Genomic DNA, 15,093 nt, shown 5'->3' with positions numbered 1-15,093 from the left:
ATCACCTTTTATTTTTCATGCTATTAGAAAGACAAAAATGCAATTATTCGGGGGATTAATATGGAGAAGAAAAAAATTCTTGTTATTCATACCGGCGGCACCATTTCAATGAGTGAGGATGCCGCAACAGGCTCTGTAAAACCAACAGATTACAATCCTTTAACTGAAAAGACAAAGGAACTTTTATCTCTGGCTGAATTATTGATTGAAGAACCTTTCCATCTTCCTTCACCTCATATAACACCAAAGGAAATGCTTAAACTGAAAGAAATTATTGAAGGATACATGGCAAAAGGAGATATATGCGGAGTCGTTATTACACATGGAACCGATACCCTGGAAGAAACGGCCTACTTTTTGGACTTAACTGTTAAGACGTCTCTGCCAATTGTTGTTACCGGTGCGATGAGGTCCAGCAACGAAATTGGTTCTGATGGTTTGTATAATCTTATCTCTTCCATCAGGGTTGCTGTTTGTAACGAAGCTAAAGACAAGGGTGTCCTCGTTGTGTTAAATGATGAAATCCATACTGCTGAGAATGTCACCAAGACACATACCAGCAATGTTTCAACATTCCAAAGCCCGCAATACGGCCCCATTGGAATCGTCACAAAACGGGGCGTATTATTCCACCATGCACCAACAAAAAGAGAATATTATCCGATTAAAGTTGTTTCCAAACGTGTCATCCTTATAAAGGCCCACGCTGGGATGGATTCCTCTCTGCTTTTGGCGATTAGAGATTTGGATGTCGACGGATTAGTCATTGAAGCACTTGGACAAGGCAACCTCCCTCCTGCTACTATTCAGGGTATTAAAGCACTTACCGAGAAAAAGATCCCCATTGTCCTTGTATCCAGAAGCTTTAATGGAATTGCCCAGGATGTATACGGTTATGATGGAGGCGGGAAGCATCTTAAAGAAATGGGCATCATCTTTTCCAATGGCCTTAACGGACAAAAAGCCAGGATTAAGCTGCTGATCGGACTCGAAAGCGAGCAAAGCATTGAAAAGATTTTTCAACTTTAAACCAAAGCGAAAATGACCAATTTGTGTTTTAATTTTAAAAAGGCTGATCCCAAGCAAGGGTCAGCCTTTTTTTTCTCTATTCTCTTTTTTCTTAATGGCCTGGGCTATTAAACCGCCGTGGAAACGGCCATTTTCTATAAAGATTTCGTTAGCGTTATTGCCGGCTGCTATAACACCTGCAATAAAGATACCTTGATTATTTGTTTCCATTGTTTCCGGGTCGAAAAGAGGGCGGCCTGTTTCTTCATCAATCTGAATCCCCATATTTTTTAAAAAACCATGATCAGGATGATAGCCTGTCATCGCAAACACAAAATCATTTTTTATTTCATATTGCTGATTTTCTTTCGTGTAAGTCAGTTTATCTTCGCTAATTTCTTTCACATGAGCATTAAATTCCATCTTAATAGTCCCATTGCGGACTAATGCTTCAAACTCCGGTAAAATCCAAGGCTTTATGCTCGGGGAATAGTCTTTCCCCCTATAGATGACTGTTACTCTGGCTCCAGCTTTAACCAATTCAATTGCGGCATCCACACTGGAGTTTTTTCCGCCTATGACAGCTACGTCCTTATCAAAATAAGGATGGGCTTCTTTAAAATAATGGTAAACCTTCGGCAAATCTTCACCTGGGACACCCATAAAATTTGGATGATCATAATAGCCTGTAGCGATCACTACATACTTTGCAGCATAGTGGCCCTTATCGGTTTTAACTCCAAAGGCTCCCTCATCCTTTTTGGCTATCTCCAATACTTTTTCATACGCGTTAATCTTAATGCCTTTTCTTTTCACAACTTCTCTGTAATAAGTAAGCGCCTGATTTCTTTTTGGCTTATATTCTTCTGTAATAAAGGGTACTCCACCTATTTCAAGCTTTTCACTGGTACTGAAAAAAGTTTGGTGTGTTGGATAGTTGTAAATCGCATTTACAATATTCCCTTTTTCGATGACAAGCGGATTTTTCCCCATTTCCTGAAGGGCTATGGCTGCTGCCAATCCGCACGGGCCACCCCCAACAATAATTGCGTCTATAGTCAAGATGTTCTCACTCCTTAGTTCACGACCAAAAGAAGGCAATGCTTGCTTTCATCTTTATTTTTCCTTTGGCTGCCTGTTGATTTCCGCTCCAGGCACTCAGCGTACGCGGGCGGTCCGGCAGCCTCCTCGACATGAACGCCTGCGGGGCCTCCCGCAGGACATTGAACCAGCTTCCTTGAATAAACACCGCATGAAGGAAATGCGAATGCATTCTCGAGGATCTCGTACCTGCCACTCCAATCAATAGGGTGCCAAAATCAACAATGAGCTTTAACATAGCCTTTCCTTAAAAAAATCTCCCATCAGTCTATGATAGGAGATTTTTTATGATTATTCAAATGTCTTACTTCCATGTACTATAATTCTATTCTTAAATCCAGCCGCGGAATCTTGAGGCTTCTGCCATTTTCCGCACACCAACCATGTAAGCAGCTAAACGCATATCCACTCTGCGTGTCTGGGCTGTCTGGTAGATATTATCGAATGATTTAACCATTACCTTCTCTAGCTTTTCTTCCACTTCTTCTTCAGTCCAGTAGTAGCCCTGATTATTCTGTACCCATTCAAAGTAAGAAACCGTTACTCCTCCGGCGGATGCCAATACATCAGGAACAAGTAAAATCCCTCTCTCTGTGAGGATTTGCGTTGCTTGAAGGGTAGTTGGCCCATTGGCAGCTTCCACTACGATGCCAGCTCTGATGTTATGGGCATTTTCTTCTGTTATCTGGTTTTCAATAGCAGCAGGAACAAGGATATCGCACTCAAGTTCAAGCAGCTCTTTATTTGTAATTGTATCATTAAAGAGTTTAGTTACAGTACCAAAGCTGTCACGGCGATCAAGAAGATAGTCAATATCAAGGCCGTTTGGATCGTACAAACCGCCATATGCATCCGAAATGCCGACAACCTTCGCACCAGCATCATGCATGAATTTTGACAAGAAGCTGCCTGCATTTCCAAAACCCTGCACTACAACTCTTGCACCTTCCAAATTGATGCCTTTTTTCTTTGCAGCTTCACGGATACATATCGTAACGCCTTTAGCTGTTGCAGATTCCCTGCCATGGGAACCGCCAAGTACAAGAGGTTTACCTGTAATGAAACCAGGAGAGTTAAATTCATCAATCCGGCTGTATTCATCCATCATCCACGCCATAATTTGGGAGTTCGTAAAAACATCAGGTGCTGGAATATCTTTAGTAGGGCCAACAATTTGGCTGATGGCGCGTACATATCCCCGGCTTAACCGTTCTAATTCTCCAAAGGACATATCCCGTGGATCACAGACAATCCCGCCTTTGCCCCCTCCGTATGGAAGATCGACAATTCCGCATTTTAAGCTCATCCAAATAGACAGTGCCTTTACTTCCTTTTCAGTTACATTCGGGTGAAAACGAATTCCGCCTTTAGTAGGACCAACAGCATCATTATGCTGGGCCCGGTAGCCAGTAAAGACTTTTACTGTTCCGTCATCCATCCGTACAGGAATTTTCACTGTCATCATACGAATTGGCTCTTTTAGAAGTTCATATACTTCATCTGGATATCCCAGCTTTTCCAAAGCTTTATGTATGACAGTTTGTGTCGACTTTAAAACATCTAGTTTTTCAGCTTTATTTGAATCAGTACCTTTCTCGGCTACCATTTGTAAACCTCCTAGAAAAATCACTTTCATTAGTTGTCCGCTTCCATGACATAGTATACACCTTTGCCTAATTTATGCAAGAAGAAAAATACACTTTTCCGCATTTTTTGATTTTTTTATGAAACCGTTGCCAATGCTGATTTTAAAGGGAATTTTCTGTTTATTCTTATTACATGTTTTCCCGCTCACAGGCAAAGAAAACATCTATTTTTATTCTGCAATATACATGAAAGTCAACTGTTTCTTCGGTGGCTTTTGCGGCACATGAACTTAACATTGTTTTACCCAATTTTTGCTTTGTTCATGAGTAATTAAGAGAATTTCCTTAAAATAAGAAAGAGGAGGAACCTTTCCCCCTCTTATTTTATGAAAAAAAATGAACCAGTTTTTTAACAGCTTTGTTTTCTATAATGATTTTGCCATACTCCTCAATGAGATGGATGCTGGCAAATGAGGGATTTCCGAATTCAGCTAATATGGCAACTGCCCGATGGATATCTTCACCGCAAATATCGGCGGCATAATAATAATATTGTTCTTTATAGGAATAGAGGCTTCCATTCTCAATATGAACAAGGTTTAGCCTTTTAGCCATTTGAATTACATCCTCAAAATCCTGAAATTCGAACAAGATATCTTCACTGCCATCGACAGTTACTTGCATTTCAATAAAACCATCCTCAAGGAGCTCATCATCCTGCTGCTCATCCATCGTTACAATCATGACCATTCCTTGAGCCTGCATTGAAAAAATTTCTACAGCGACTGATCCTTGAATGTCAACTCCAAATTCTTCACTTGCTTCTTCGAGCATCTCATGGAACAGCTGATGCCATTTTAAAGAGTCTTTCCAGACATCTTCCTTTGTAAGTCCCCTGTCTGTTAAATCGTCTAATGTAAGAAAGATTTTGATCTTATTATAATTCAAACGTTCTAAGCGCATAATAAGCCCCCTGCCCTGAACAAACTCTTTGGTTTAGTGTATGAAGATAATAGAAGTTTGTGAGTCGTCTCCTTTTAAATGAAGGCGAAAAATTAAATTAGCCGGCAACACGTACCGACTAATTTAATTTAATTTAATTTAAATGTTCTTTTATCCATTCTTCCCATTCGCCCTTTGAGCTCCCGGGAATAAATTCCTTATATTTCTTTTTTTCTTCTTCCGTCATGCTGTCAATAGCGAATCCTCCTATCCCCACATTGAGTCTCTCATAAGATTCAACCAGCCTCTCGGACAGTTTAAGGGTTTCGGATACATTTGCCTTCATGGTACAGGAAAAAAATAAAAACTTAGGTTTTACGATATCGATTACTGTATAGATATCTTCGTCTGCAATGCTTGTCCCAAGATAAACCACTTCAAAGCCCTTTCGCCTTAAAAAGAGAGTGAATATCAGAAGGCCCAGCTCATGTGCTTCACCGGGCCCGCATACTGCTATCGCTTTTGGCAATACAGAATTATGCGGAAAAGAATGCAGGATCATCCCGATCCTTGATCTTAAAATAGACGAAGCAAAGTGCTCATGTGCGCTGGTAATCTTGCCATCTTCCCAAAGAGTCCCGATATTAACAAGCAATGAGCCTAATATATCAACAAGAACTTTATCAATTGTATACAAACTAAACGCCTGGTTGATCAAATCATGCGCTTTTGGTTCATCAAATTGAAGAAGAGACTCCAACAGCTCATTTGCTAAGATACTGGACCTGTCACCTTCTTTTTCCATCTGAATGGGCTCTGTATTTAGTTCATTGTTTTCCAGCAGAGAAACGGCCTGGCTTATTGAAAAACCCTGATTAACCTTCATCAGCAGCCATTTTAAAATTCTTACATGTTCCTCAGTATAAAGCCTGTGGCCTGATTCATTTCTTTTAGGGGCAACAATTTGATAACGCCTTTCCCATGCTCTTAAAGTACCTGGCTGAATGCCGAGCATTCTTGAAACAGCCTTAATATTGTATTTTCCTTCTTCATTTGACATGCTCAGCCCTCCATTCATTACCAATTATAGAAGTTACCAATAAGTGTGTAAGCTCTGTATAAGTTTTAAATAACATCATGGATCAGCCGTTCTTTAGAGTAATGAAATGAGTTTCGGCCTTTGCGCCTAGACGCAGCGGCACACCAGTTGTTCCGAATCCATTGCTTATCAGAATCGTTGTTTCGGGAAGCTTTTTGATCCGTCCCTTTTCATATGGGCTATAACCTAAGATATGAATTTGGCCTCCATGCGTGTGTCCGCTCAGCACAAGGTGAATGTTGTGTTCTTTTTTTATCTGTTTTGCGATTCTGGGATCATGGCTTACTAAAACCCGAAAGCCGCCTGTTCCTGCATCTTCAAGAGCAAGATCCAGTCTTTCCCTATCCTTGCTTAGATCGTCTGTTCCAATTAAAACAAAGCGATCCCCTTTCTGAGATTCAAAGGAAAGCGCTGTATTATCTAGGATTTTTACACCGCATTCCAAAAGAAGGGCATCGAGCTGGTGAAAGTCTACTTCATAATCATTATTTCCCCAAACAAAATAAACCGGTGCGATTTCCATTAACATTAAAACGTTTTTTTTCACTCTTTCAAAAGGAACTCCCTTTTCCATAAGGTCTCCACCGATAATCACCAAATCCGTTTTTTTCCCTTTGACCTCATCAATAATCTTCTCGGAAATCAGCCGCCTATGAATATCAGAAATAAAAAAAAGCTTTACTTCTCCGAAGCTTTCCGGGAATTCGGAAAAAGAAAGCTCTTTATATATAATTCGATCCGCGAATGCCTCCTTGAGCATATAGATGAGTAATCCTGCACCGCCTATTAAGGCCAAAGCCGCTATATAAATCATAATTCCTCCTGCACTACATTGCCTCTATTCATAGTCTTCAGCAAATTTCAGTTTCTTAAAATCTAAAGAAATAATACCATAGATTAACGAAAAACAGAAAAGTGCAATCGTTTCCCAAAGAGAAATCGCAGACAAAATAAAAAAGCTTCCGATAATTAATAAACTCAGCATAAGTTCAAAGAAATGTGTTTTTTTATATTTTACAAGCAATGCAGTCAATTCTATGGCGCTTCTGATCATCTCTGCGTTGGCAATAAAAGCAATAATAAAAAAAATCATACCTAAAAAAAACCCGCCCGGCTCCAGTACGAATATGACAATCATATCTGAAATACTCATTGGGATGGAAACCGGAAAAAACTTTATAAATAAAAAACCGCTTATTAAGCCAGTCAGTAGTTTCAGCAAGTGATAATACACAAAAAATCCCTCCCATACAAATTGTATGAGAAGGATTCGTTTTGTTGACTATTTTCAAAATTAATCTTCTGTAATGTCGAGAACGCGAAAGCCCGATTTTTCAAGTTTGCTAATGAACTTATCCAGGTTGTTATTTTTCTCCACTTTCATAACAATCCGGCGTACCAGCTTATCTGTTTCATCAAATGTCACTAGGGAAATGATGTGTTCATGGAAGTAGTGAGAAATTTCTGCCAATCTTGCTATCCGCCCTTCCGTTTCTACAGATGTAAACGCTATCCTTACACCTGAACGATTGGTGCCGAATGCAGATTGGAATTGAGCAAGCACATCAAATCTGGTGACTATACCCAGAAACTTTCGATTTTCTCCCAGAACCGCAAGCAAAGGAAAGTCCTTTAAGGCCAATAATGTTTTTTCAAAAATTTCATTTCCCTCAAGATAGTGCTCCTGATGTGTGGCAATATCTTTAACCAGCGCTGCAACCAAAAAATCCTCTTTTAATTTTCCTGATGAAAAGAAGTTCTCATATATTCCATATCTGGTGATAATGCCGACGTATTTATCGCCCTCTAAAACTGGAAGCCCATCAATTTGATGCTCCTCAAGCATTGCTAATGCTTCTTTCAATGTTTCATCCTGACCAATTGTATAACAGGTGTGCTTTGGAATCATGATACTTTTCACAAACATTGCCATCACCTCAGAGTAATTAATAAGACCCACTTATAATTTCGCCATCACTACCGTTATCCCCTCTTCTTGTCAAATAAAACTAACATGAAAACCCAAGATTTCTCATAAGATTCAATGACGCACAAATAAGGAGGGATTAAACATGAACACACCCCGTAAAACCTGGCACCCTTATGTAAGCCCTTTTGACCCTTGCAAACCCATTACCGTTAAAACATATTCAACACCTCCAAATCTATATATGGGATTCCAGCCGCCAGGTCTTGAGCAATTTACACCAATGCAAGCCTTACGGACAGGTACTTTATGGAAAGCTTTCTATGACCCTTGGTATAGTCCCTATGAAAAGGCCAGGGAGGGGCAGCAGCCATGAAACAGATGCCAGCAGAGTACTACCAGCTTCTCGAACAGCTGCAAGCAGTCGATTTTGTGTTAGTTGACTTAACTCTGTATCTTGACACACATAATGGTGATGCAGAAGCCATTAAGCAATTCAACCACTATGCGAAGGAACGGAAAAAACTGAGAAATGCAATCGAAAGCAAATATGGCCCGTTAATGCAATACGGCCATAGCTACTCCGGCCAGCCTTGGAATTGGGATGACGCTCCATGGCCATGGCAAGTGTAATATTCGTCAGCAGGCGCCTTCAATAACCGAGGCGCTGATAACTGGAAATATTCTTTTAAATGGATAACGTTATTCGAAGGCAGAATTTCAGGGAGGGGTTGAAGAGAGATGTGGGTTTATGAAAAAAAATTGCAATACCCAGTCCGGGTTAGCTCATGCAATCCGAAGCTGGCAAAGTTTTTAATAGAACAATACGGCGGTGCCGATGGAGAACTGGCTGCTGCCCTAAGATATTTGAATCAACGCTATTCAATACCAGATAAAGTAATCGGCCTTTTAACAGACATCGGAACTGAAGAATTTGCCCATTTAGAGATGATTGCTACGATGGTTTATAAATTAACAAAAGATGCCACACCTGATCAAATGAAAGCAGCTGGCCTTGACGCCCATTATGCAAACCATGATAATGCACTATTCTATCATAATGCAGGCGGTGTCCCATGGACAGCTACTTATATTCAGGCTAAGGGTGATCCGATTGCGGATTTATATGAAGATATTGCGGCAGAGGAAAAAGCGAGAGCAACATATCAATGGATCATCAACATGAGTGATGACCCGGATTTAAATGATGGCTTGCGCTTTTTAAGGGAAAGGGAAATCATCCATTCGCAGCGATTCAGGGAAGCAGTAGAAATCCTTAAAGAAGAACGGGACAAGAAGAAATTCTTTTAATTTTAATACTTAAATTAAAAAAAGAAGCAGTTGGGCTGCTTCTTTTTACTGTTTATCCACTTATTTATTCTCATGGTAGAGGTTTATGTCGTAATTTTTTTTCATCATTTCGAAAACGGTATGCCGATTTTTCCATTCTTCTTCTTTTTTCCATAGATCCTTGCTCTTATCTATAATTTCACATCGTAATGCGTGAAATTCCTTTTCTGCTTTTTCTCTTTTTTCTCTCAGCAGATTCATCAGCCCATATAATCCAACCGTAAAAACAAGCAAATAGAAATTAGCCGATTGGTTGACAAATGCTGAAAACATAGAGGCAAATGAATACGAAAAAGGCTGCATAACCGTTTTGTAAATATACAAAAAATATAAGAAAGATATAAAAACTGTTGCCCACATGGCAATCAAATGCCATGACTTAAACTTATCAAACTTTTGCTTTCTCTCCACTACTTTTTCAAGCATCTTTCGCGTAGCCTGGTCTGTTCGATCATCAAGCATTCTAATCGGCGACTCCAAGATTCTCCCTCCTCTTTTCATAATAATGTATGAGCTTGTACAACATTATATGACTACAGAGCGGAGCAAGCTTGTTTAGTGTGAAAGACTTTTTTCAACTCAATACGGTATTTTATCCATTATATTCTCAATGAAGGAACCTCTCCAACTTGATTACAGGATCTGTCCTTCATTTCCTCTATAAAGGGACTTTTCTCCAAGACCATTATAGGATTTTGTCTCTAACCCAACCTTGCTGCAGTTAGAGTCCCATCCTGCCTGCTCTTAATCCAGTGGAATTTGTAAAACCTGGCCAGTCTTAATTTCGTTGGACTGCAAGTTATTGGCTTTCTTTATTATATCAATACCAGCCTGTGATTTATAATAGGTCATCGCTATTCTGAAGATTGTTTCCTTTGGCTTAACCGTATGATAGACGATTTTCCCTTCTATTTTGGGCTCTTCCTGCTTCTTGGGTTCAGCCGCCTTTTCAGATACAGATTTTTCTACTGCTTTTGTCTGTTCTTCCTGCTCAGGCCGGGCTGCAGAACCCTTATCTTCTGAATCTGCCTTTTGAGAAGATTGTGTTTCAGAATCTGCTGTGCTTTCCCCCTGTGCAGGAGAATTCTCAGGCTTTGTTGATTCTGATGCTATATTATCTTCTCTTACTTCTATCGTAGTCCCTTTATTAGTATCGTTTGTCGCATAGCCAACTGTTTCAAAGCCTGTCTCGATAGTTCCAGCTTCTTCTGCAGCTCCCATGCCCTTTTCTTTGCTCAAGTAATTGTAAATACTGAAAATAGTAATGGGAAGAAGGATAAAAAACATAGCGAGCAAGCGGATGACAGGATATTTAAGCTTCCATTTATTCTTTTTTCTTTTTTCCTGATGCACCCTGCTCCTTGGCGGCAGAGCTGATTTTGATCCACCTTTGTCCGATTCTTGCTTTCTATCAATCTTCTTACGGAGCCGTTCCGCCTGATCTCTGTAAGGGCCTTCTTTATTCATGGAACATCCCTTCCTGTAATAATATTCATAAGGAGCTACTTTTAATAAGATAAAATTTTTTTATAAATGGATTTATTATTCGTTATGTATCACACTACCGTCCTGTTCATTCCTCTTCGGATTTTTGGAATGCCGGATACGGATAATGACTCCCAATAGAAAATCAATCAGGAAATGCATAACTATGGTAACTAGCAAATTTTCTGTTACAAGATAAATATAACCTATAAAAAAGCTTAATGTAATAATATTTAAAAACAAAAACCAATTAAATAAATATCTATAATGAACAAGTGCAAAGATAATGCTTGAAACGGCCAGCCCGAAATGCGTTTGAATGACTCCCCTGAATAACAGTTCTTCACTAAAGGCTACAACTGCCGCTATCAATGCTATATGCAACAGATTGCGGCTCCGGAAAATCCTTTCATTCAATCCCCCATCATTATACAGGGATTCAGGGAGCAGCTTCATGAGAATTAGATCCACAACTACAATAGCAGCTCCCGCAGTCCCCCCAACCAAAAGGATATTAACATCATTCCACCTGAATAGATCTAAAAAAACGCTCAGACTATCAAATAATATAATACCTAATATAAAAGAAATGATTAATAGCAGAATTTGCGTAATATAGAGGTGAAATAACAGTTCTTTGTCAGTCAGGTCCTTTATAATATCCGCATACTTCTTCTTCATTTTCATTCACTCACCCGGAATCAGAAGCGCATCTAAATGATTCTTCCAATCATATTGCAGGTTCTCCTGATTTTCTTTATTATTCTTTTTTGTAAAATCGTTTAGTTCCAGACCGCATACATCACAGCAGTTTCGGATAGCCTCTGTTTTTTCCTCTTTAAAAAAAGATAGAATATGCTCCCGGCGGCATACGTTCATACTAATCCAACTATATACTTCTTCAATACTCTGCCTCTTTGATTCCAGCCTTTTCTGATTATAGACCTTTATCTCCTCCACAACCCGTCCAAGAGGGATTCCTTGACTGCTTTTTCGCTGAAAAAAATCTTCAAAAACTCTCCATTGTGTGTCTGTTAAACCAGATACCTGCCTGATTTGCTCTTCGTATTGAGATAGACTTGACATAACCTCCGGATTTTCCTCCAGCCATCCCTTTATCCAATCAATTTGCACGTTATCAGGCAATTCGCTTTCTGCGAGCTGGTAGGGAAGCTGTTCATCCCCAGGAGCAAAGAGAAGAATGGCAATACTTTTCTTTCCATCTCTTCCGGCCCGTCCAATTTCCTGCAAATACGATTCTATCTGCAATGGCATGTGAAAATGAATAACATAACGGATATTCTCTTTATTAATCCCCATGCCAAATGCACTGGTTGCGCAAATAAGGTCGAGCTGTCCATGTATAAATTGCTGCTGCACCAGAATCCTGCTTTCCTGGTCCATTCCCCCATGGTAAGCCATAACACTTCCAACTCCACGGTCTCTAAGGAGCTCCGCAGTCTGCTCCGCTATTTTTTTGCTGGAAAAATAAATGATTCCGGGGCCCTCAAGCGTTTCTGCAAGTTCAACAAGTCTTTCAATTTTATCCCGATAGCTATTTAACCTTTCTACTGACAGTGATATATTGGGGCGGTCAACGGAATAAATAAATTCGCTGCCTTCTGTAATGCCAAGTGATTTTTTTATATCCTCCTTAACCGCTGGAGTAGCCGTAGCCGTTAAAGCCAATGTAAGCGGACTTCCGAGCCTCTTTCTGACTTCCCCAAGTTTTAAATAATCAGGCCTGAAATCATAGCCCCATTGCGATATACAGTGTGCTTCATCCACCACAAATAAAGCAATCCGCAATTTCTTTAACTGAGACAATACAGCCTCAAAATGAAGCATTTCCGGTGAAATAAAAATAAATTTATAGCGCCTTAAATTCATTAGCGATTGTCTCTTTTCTTCATGTGTCAAAAATGAATTGAAAGCAATCACCTTCTTCTCTCCGTTTAACATAAGCTGCTCTGCCTGGTCCTGCATCAGGGACAGCAAGGGAGATATGATAATCACTTGTCCTTCAAGCAAGTATCCGGGAAGCTGATAGCAGAGAGACTTGCCTGTTCCTGTAGGAAGCATGGCCACCGTATCTTTTCCGGAAAGCACGGATGCAATGATTTCTTTTTGGCCAGGCCTGAAGGATGTATAGCCATATGTTTTTTGTAAAATAGTTTCTAAATTCATCTTTCTTCTTCTCCAAACTTCGCCAAAACTAATCTTATTTCAAAGTAATCCGCTTCCGGCACCAATTGACGAATTTGTTTTAGCTGCCGTGACTCAGAGCTATTTGCTGCCTTAAGAATTAATTTCTGCCTATCATTCGCAACATACGGAGTGATATCAAAGCTGCTCTCATTTAAAGCCACTTCCACTACGTGATCTTCTATTGTACTTCTTTTTAAATTTCTAATGCGTGCTATTTCGTCTAAACCAAAGTCCTCGTTTAACAATGAGTAAGTTTTTTTAGTCGAGAACGTTAGTGGAACAGAATCCTCAGATCCAGAAACCAGTTTTCCCAGCAAAGGATACCGTGAAGGACTGTGTTTAATGCATTCCAAAATATAATGGAGTACACCAAGAAATTGATGGTGATAATAATCCTGGCCTAACCCCAGCTGCTTGGCAGCCTGCACATCAGTAAGGCCAATATGATTATAGCCTGTAAGCCTCAGGGTTAGAACAGCAGGATTAATATCACTTAGACTCCCAAGACAGTGCTGCAGTTCTTTATTTAAAAGAATTCCAAGTTCATTCCGGTCTGCTCCAGATGTTTTTAAAAAGTCTTTAAGCCAAGATAGGACATTCCGCTTTCTTTGAATTGGAAGATACTTTGCATGATTATAATTCAAATGCGAAATAACCTGAACAAGGAGTGAAAGCCTCTCCCAAAAAACGCCTGTGGACGTATGGTATTTCCAGCCGTTTAAGGAAGAAGGAATCGGGTATTCTAATAGAGCACTTTGCAAATACCTCCCTCCTTTTACACTTAAAGTAAAATGGCCATTTTCATCCTGGCTAATCCAATTGATGTTTTCCATTTCTGCAGCAAGCTGTTCAAGTTCTGATCGGGTTAATTGCCCAAATGTTTTAAAAAAACGGGTTAATTGGAATAAATGGGCATCCTGAATCGTTTGAGAAGACTTTTTGCCATTTAACAAGTGCAGAATAGAATAAATCGTCCTCTGGCCTTGCAGTTCTTTTATACAATACAAAATGACTATCTTTAAATAAGAACTTTCCATGTTTTTCACCTTATTGGTTGCTGGTTTTATTTTTTAGCACCTTTCATGATGCTTTTAAGGAATTATGTATATATAAGACAATTTGTGTTCCTTTTCATTTTATCATGAAAGAAATAAGCAAATCGTTTTAAATAATTTATTTAGGGTAAATTAAGCCCAAACCCAGTTATGATAAGCATTCTCAATACATTTTCTATTGAAAAGTTGCCCATACAGTTTTACAATAGATATGAGGAATGCGTTACCATCTAAATGATGGAAGATTATTTGTTTAAATCTTGGGAGGTTTTTTTCATGGCAAAGTATACGATTGTTGACAAAGAAACATGCATCGCATGTGGTGCTTGTGGAGCAGCTGCACCAGACATTTATGATTACGATGACGAAGGCATTGCATTCGTTACCCTTGATGATAACCAGGGAATCGTTGAAATCCCGGATGTATTAATTGATGATATGATGGATGCTTTCGAAGGCTGCCCAACTGATTCAATTAAAGTTGCTGACGATGCGTTTGACGGCGACCCGCTTAAACACGAATAGATCTTCAATTATACTCTAACCAATGTTAAGCTACTGCTCCCTTTCATTCATGAAAGGGAGTTTTTATTTGCTCTGAATCTGAAAGAGAGAGTTCAATTTGAAGACAGCAAAAAAGCAACGGTTCACATAGCCGTTGCTTTTTATATCTATAATTTAATTAAGCTGCATTTTTAAAAGTAGCCTGCTTGTTCATCCATGTTCCCATCCGTGTAAATAATAGCATGAATACGAGGGAGATAAGCAATCCTTTGACAATGTTAAATGGCAAAATACCTGTCACGATCATCGTTCGCATCTCCGGTGCAGACATTGCCGGGAAGTTTAGGAAGAATGTATAGGCTGGCAGGATAATCAGATAATTTAGTACGCTCATGATTACAGCCATAAATATTGTGCCAACGAGCAATCCAAAGGTCATGCCCTTTTTTGTTTTCAGCTTATTGAATACATAGTAGGTTGGCAAGACAAACAAAATGCCAGCTGCGAAGTTCGCGATATGGCCAACAGGGACTCCCGTTGCGCTTCCTGTCATAAAATAATCAAGGATATTTTTAATTAATTCAACTAAAACTCCTGCCGCTGGACCAAAGATTAACGCTGCGATCAATGCAGGGATATCGCTGAAGTCAATCATTAAAAATTGCGGAAATGGCGGAATTGGAAAATTCAGCAGCATTAAAATGTAAGCAATACTGCTAAGCATTCCGATTGATACTAAAGCTTTGATATTAAGTTTTTTCATGTTCCTCTCTCCTTTTTAGGACTATCTCTCCTACAGAAGAAAGGTTCGGCAAAGCAAATGTCTCT

At 39.5% G+C, this 15,093-nt stretch carries 18 protein-coding genes; 5 read left to right on the top strand and 13 right to left on the bottom strand.

Annotation, left to right across the window (positions count from 1 at the left end; all coding sequences use genetic code 11):
• Nucleotides 1-60 precede the first annotated feature (60 nt).
• The gene (locus IQ19_RS07395) at nt 61-1,029 is read left to right on the top strand and encodes an asparaginase (protein WP_144541515.1); all 969 of its coding nucleotides are present in this window, start codon (nt 61-63) and stop codon (nt 1,027-1,029) included.
• Nucleotides 1,030-1,089: 60 nt separating this feature from the next.
• Here IQ19_RS07395 and IQ19_RS07390 read toward each other — a convergent pair whose 3' ends face one another.
• From IQ19_RS07390 to IQ19_RS07355, 7 genes are all read right to left on the bottom strand, one after another.
• Complete coding sequence (locus IQ19_RS07390; RefSeq protein WP_144541513.1) at nt 1,090-2,070, bottom strand: YpdA family putative bacillithiol disulfide reductase; 981 nt, start codon at nt 2,068-2,070, stop codon at nt 1,090-1,092.
• A gap of 370 nt (nt 2,071-2,440) precedes the next feature.
• Nucleotides 2,441-3,715: a Glu/Leu/Phe/Val family dehydrogenase gene (locus IQ19_RS07380; protein WP_144541511.1), complete on the bottom strand. Its 1,275-nt coding sequence runs from the start codon at nt 3,713-3,715 to the stop codon at nt 2,441-2,443.
• Between the two features lie 364 nt (nt 3,716-4,079).
• Complete coding sequence (locus IQ19_RS07375; protein WP_144541509.1) at nt 4,080-4,658, bottom strand: genetic competence negative regulator; 579 nt, start codon at nt 4,656-4,658, stop codon at nt 4,080-4,082.
• Between the two features lie 133 nt (nt 4,659-4,791).
• A complete protein-coding gene (locus IQ19_RS07370; protein WP_144541507.1) occupies nt 4,792-5,697 on the bottom strand; it encodes a MerR family transcriptional regulator in 906 nt (301 codons plus the stop codon).
• Nucleotides 5,698-5,779: 82 nt separating this feature from the next.
• Nucleotides 5,780-6,550, bottom strand: a complete 771-nt coding sequence (locus IQ19_RS07365; RefSeq protein ID WP_144541505.1) for a metallophosphoesterase — start codon at nt 6,548-6,550, stop codon at nt 5,780-5,782.
• Nucleotides 6,551-6,574: 24 nt separating this feature from the next.
• Nucleotides 6,575-6,970 (bottom strand): hypothetical protein, encoded by a 396-nt coding sequence (locus tag IQ19_RS07360; protein WP_144541503.1) that lies wholly within the window; start codon nt 6,968-6,970, stop codon nt 6,575-6,577.
• 60 nt (nt 6,971-7,030) lie between these two features.
• Nucleotides 7,031-7,663, bottom strand: coding sequence for a CBS domain-containing protein (locus IQ19_RS07355; protein ID WP_144541501.1), 633 nt, complete (start codon nt 7,661-7,663; stop codon nt 7,031-7,033).
• Nucleotides 7,664-7,808: 145 nt separating this feature from the next.
• On the opposite strand from IQ19_RS07355, the gene IQ19_RS07350 reads away from it, so the two are divergent.
• From IQ19_RS07350 to IQ19_RS07340, 3 genes are all read left to right on the top strand, one after another.
• The gene (locus IQ19_RS07350) at nt 7,809-8,039 is read left to right on the top strand and encodes a spore coat associated protein CotJA (RefSeq protein WP_144541499.1); all 231 of its coding nucleotides are present in this window, start codon (nt 7,809-7,811) and stop codon (nt 8,037-8,039) included.
• Entirely contained in the window at nt 8,036-8,296 is a 261-nt protein-coding gene (locus tag IQ19_RS07345; RefSeq protein WP_144541497.1) for a spore coat protein CotJB, read from the top strand. The genes IQ19_RS07350 and IQ19_RS07345 overlap by 4 nt, the downstream gene beginning before the upstream one ends.
• Before the next feature lie 108 nt (nt 8,297-8,404).
• Nucleotides 8,405-8,974 (top strand): manganese catalase family protein, encoded by a 570-nt coding sequence (locus IQ19_RS07340; protein ID WP_144541495.1) that lies wholly within the window; start codon nt 8,405-8,407, stop codon nt 8,972-8,974.
• Between the two features lie 60 nt (nt 8,975-9,034).
• On the opposite strand, the gene IQ19_RS07335 is transcribed toward IQ19_RS07340, so the two are convergent.
• The 5 genes from IQ19_RS07335 to IQ19_RS07315 form a co-directional block, all read right to left on the bottom strand.
• Entirely contained in the window at nt 9,035-9,493 is a 459-nt protein-coding gene (locus tag IQ19_RS07335; protein ID WP_144541494.1) for a YpbF family protein, read from the bottom strand.
• Nucleotides 9,494-9,757: 264 nt separating this feature from the next.
• On the bottom strand, nt 9,758-10,480 hold the full coding sequence (locus tag IQ19_RS07330; RefSeq protein ID WP_144541492.1) for a LysM peptidoglycan-binding domain-containing protein: 723 nt from the start codon (nt 10,478-10,480) through the stop codon (nt 9,758-9,760).
• Nucleotides 10,481-10,555: 75 nt separating this feature from the next.
• On the bottom strand, nt 10,556-11,179 hold the full coding sequence (locus IQ19_RS07325) for a CPBP family intramembrane glutamic endopeptidase (RefSeq protein ID WP_144541490.1): 624 nt from the start codon (nt 11,177-11,179) through the stop codon (nt 10,556-10,558).
• Nucleotides 11,180-11,185: 6 nt separating this feature from the next.
• Nucleotides 11,186-12,685 (bottom strand): RecQ family ATP-dependent DNA helicase, encoded by a 1,500-nt coding sequence (locus IQ19_RS07320; RefSeq protein ID WP_144541488.1) that lies wholly within the window; start codon nt 12,683-12,685, stop codon nt 11,186-11,188.
• A complete protein-coding gene (locus IQ19_RS07315; RefSeq protein WP_144541486.1) occupies nt 12,682-13,743 on the bottom strand; it encodes a YpbB family protein in 1,062 nt (353 codons plus the stop codon). The genes IQ19_RS07320 and IQ19_RS07315 overlap by 4 nt, the downstream gene beginning before the upstream one ends.
• A 294-nt stretch (nt 13,744-14,037) precedes the next feature.
• On the opposite strand from IQ19_RS07315, the gene IQ19_RS07310 reads away from it, so the two are divergent.
• Nucleotides 14,038-14,286, top strand: a complete 249-nt coding sequence (locus IQ19_RS07310; RefSeq protein WP_144541484.1) for a ferredoxin — start codon at nt 14,038-14,040, stop codon at nt 14,284-14,286.
• Between the two features lie 157 nt (nt 14,287-14,443).
• On the opposite strand, the gene IQ19_RS07305 is transcribed toward IQ19_RS07310, so the two are convergent.
• Entirely contained in the window at nt 14,444-15,028 is a 585-nt protein-coding gene (locus tag IQ19_RS07305) for an ECF transporter S component (RefSeq protein WP_144541482.1), read from the bottom strand.
• Nucleotides 15,029-15,093: the final 65 nt, after the last annotated feature.

Origin of the sequence: Cytobacillus oceanisediminis (genome assembly GCF_007830235.1) — a bacterium.
Lineage (GTDB): Bacteria > Bacillota > Bacilli > Bacillales > Cytobacillaceae > Cytobacillus > Cytobacillus oceanisediminis.
The sequence above is the reverse complement of the archived record's forward strand: the minus strand, read 5'-3'. Positions and strand labels throughout refer to the sequence as shown.

Bases quoted from the DNA above. Each gene is read 5' to 3' on its own strand.
- IQ19_RS07370 (WP_144541507.1), bottom strand. From the start codon at position 5,697: ATGTCAAATGAAGAAGGAAAATACAATATTAAGGCTGTTTCAAGAATG.
- IQ19_RS07365 (WP_144541505.1), bottom strand. From the start codon at position 6,550: ATGATTTATATAGCGGCTTTGGCCTTAATAGGCGGTGCAGGATTACTC.
- IQ19_RS07395 (WP_144541515.1), top strand. From the start codon at position 61: ATGGAGAAGAAAAAAATTCTTGTTATTCATACCGGCGGCACCATTTCA.
- IQ19_RS07305 (WP_144541482.1), bottom strand. From the start codon at position 15,028: ATGAAAAAACTTAATATCAAAGCTTTAGTATCAATCGGAATGCTTAGC.
- IQ19_RS07330 (WP_144541492.1), bottom strand. From the start codon at position 10,480: ATGAATAAAGAAGGCCCTTACAGAGATCAGGCGGAACGGCTCCGTAAG.
- IQ19_RS07345 (WP_144541497.1), top strand. From the start codon at position 8,036: ATGAAACAGATGCCAGCAGAGTACTACCAGCTTCTCGAACAGCTGCAA.
- IQ19_RS07320 (WP_144541488.1), bottom strand. From the start codon at position 12,685: ATGAATTTAGAAACTATTTTACAAAAAACATATGGCTATACATCCTTC.
- IQ19_RS07350 (WP_144541499.1), top strand. From the start codon at position 7,809: ATGAACACACCCCGTAAAACCTGGCACCCTTATGTAAGCCCTTTTGAC.
- IQ19_RS07380 (WP_144541511.1), bottom strand. From the start codon at position 3,715: ATGGTAGCCGAGAAAGGTACTGATTCAAATAAAGCTGAAAAACTAGAT.
- IQ19_RS07375 (WP_144541509.1), bottom strand. From the start codon at position 4,658: ATGCGCTTAGAACGTTTGAATTATAATAAGATCAAAATCTTTCTTACA.
- IQ19_RS07310 (WP_144541484.1), top strand. From the start codon at position 14,038: ATGGCAAAGTATACGATTGTTGACAAAGAAACATGCATCGCATGTGGT.
- IQ19_RS07315 (WP_144541486.1), bottom strand. From the start codon at position 13,743: ATGGAAAGTTCTTATTTAAAGATAGTCATTTTGTATTGTATAAAAGAA.
- IQ19_RS07340 (WP_144541495.1), top strand. From the start codon at position 8,405: ATGTGGGTTTATGAAAAAAAATTGCAATACCCAGTCCGGGTTAGCTCA.
- IQ19_RS07355 (WP_144541501.1), bottom strand. From the start codon at position 7,663: ATGTTTGTGAAAAGTATCATGATTCCAAAGCACACCTGTTATACAATT.
- IQ19_RS07325 (WP_144541490.1), bottom strand. From the start codon at position 11,179: ATGAAGAAGAAGTATGCGGATATTATAAAGGACCTGACTGACAAAGAA.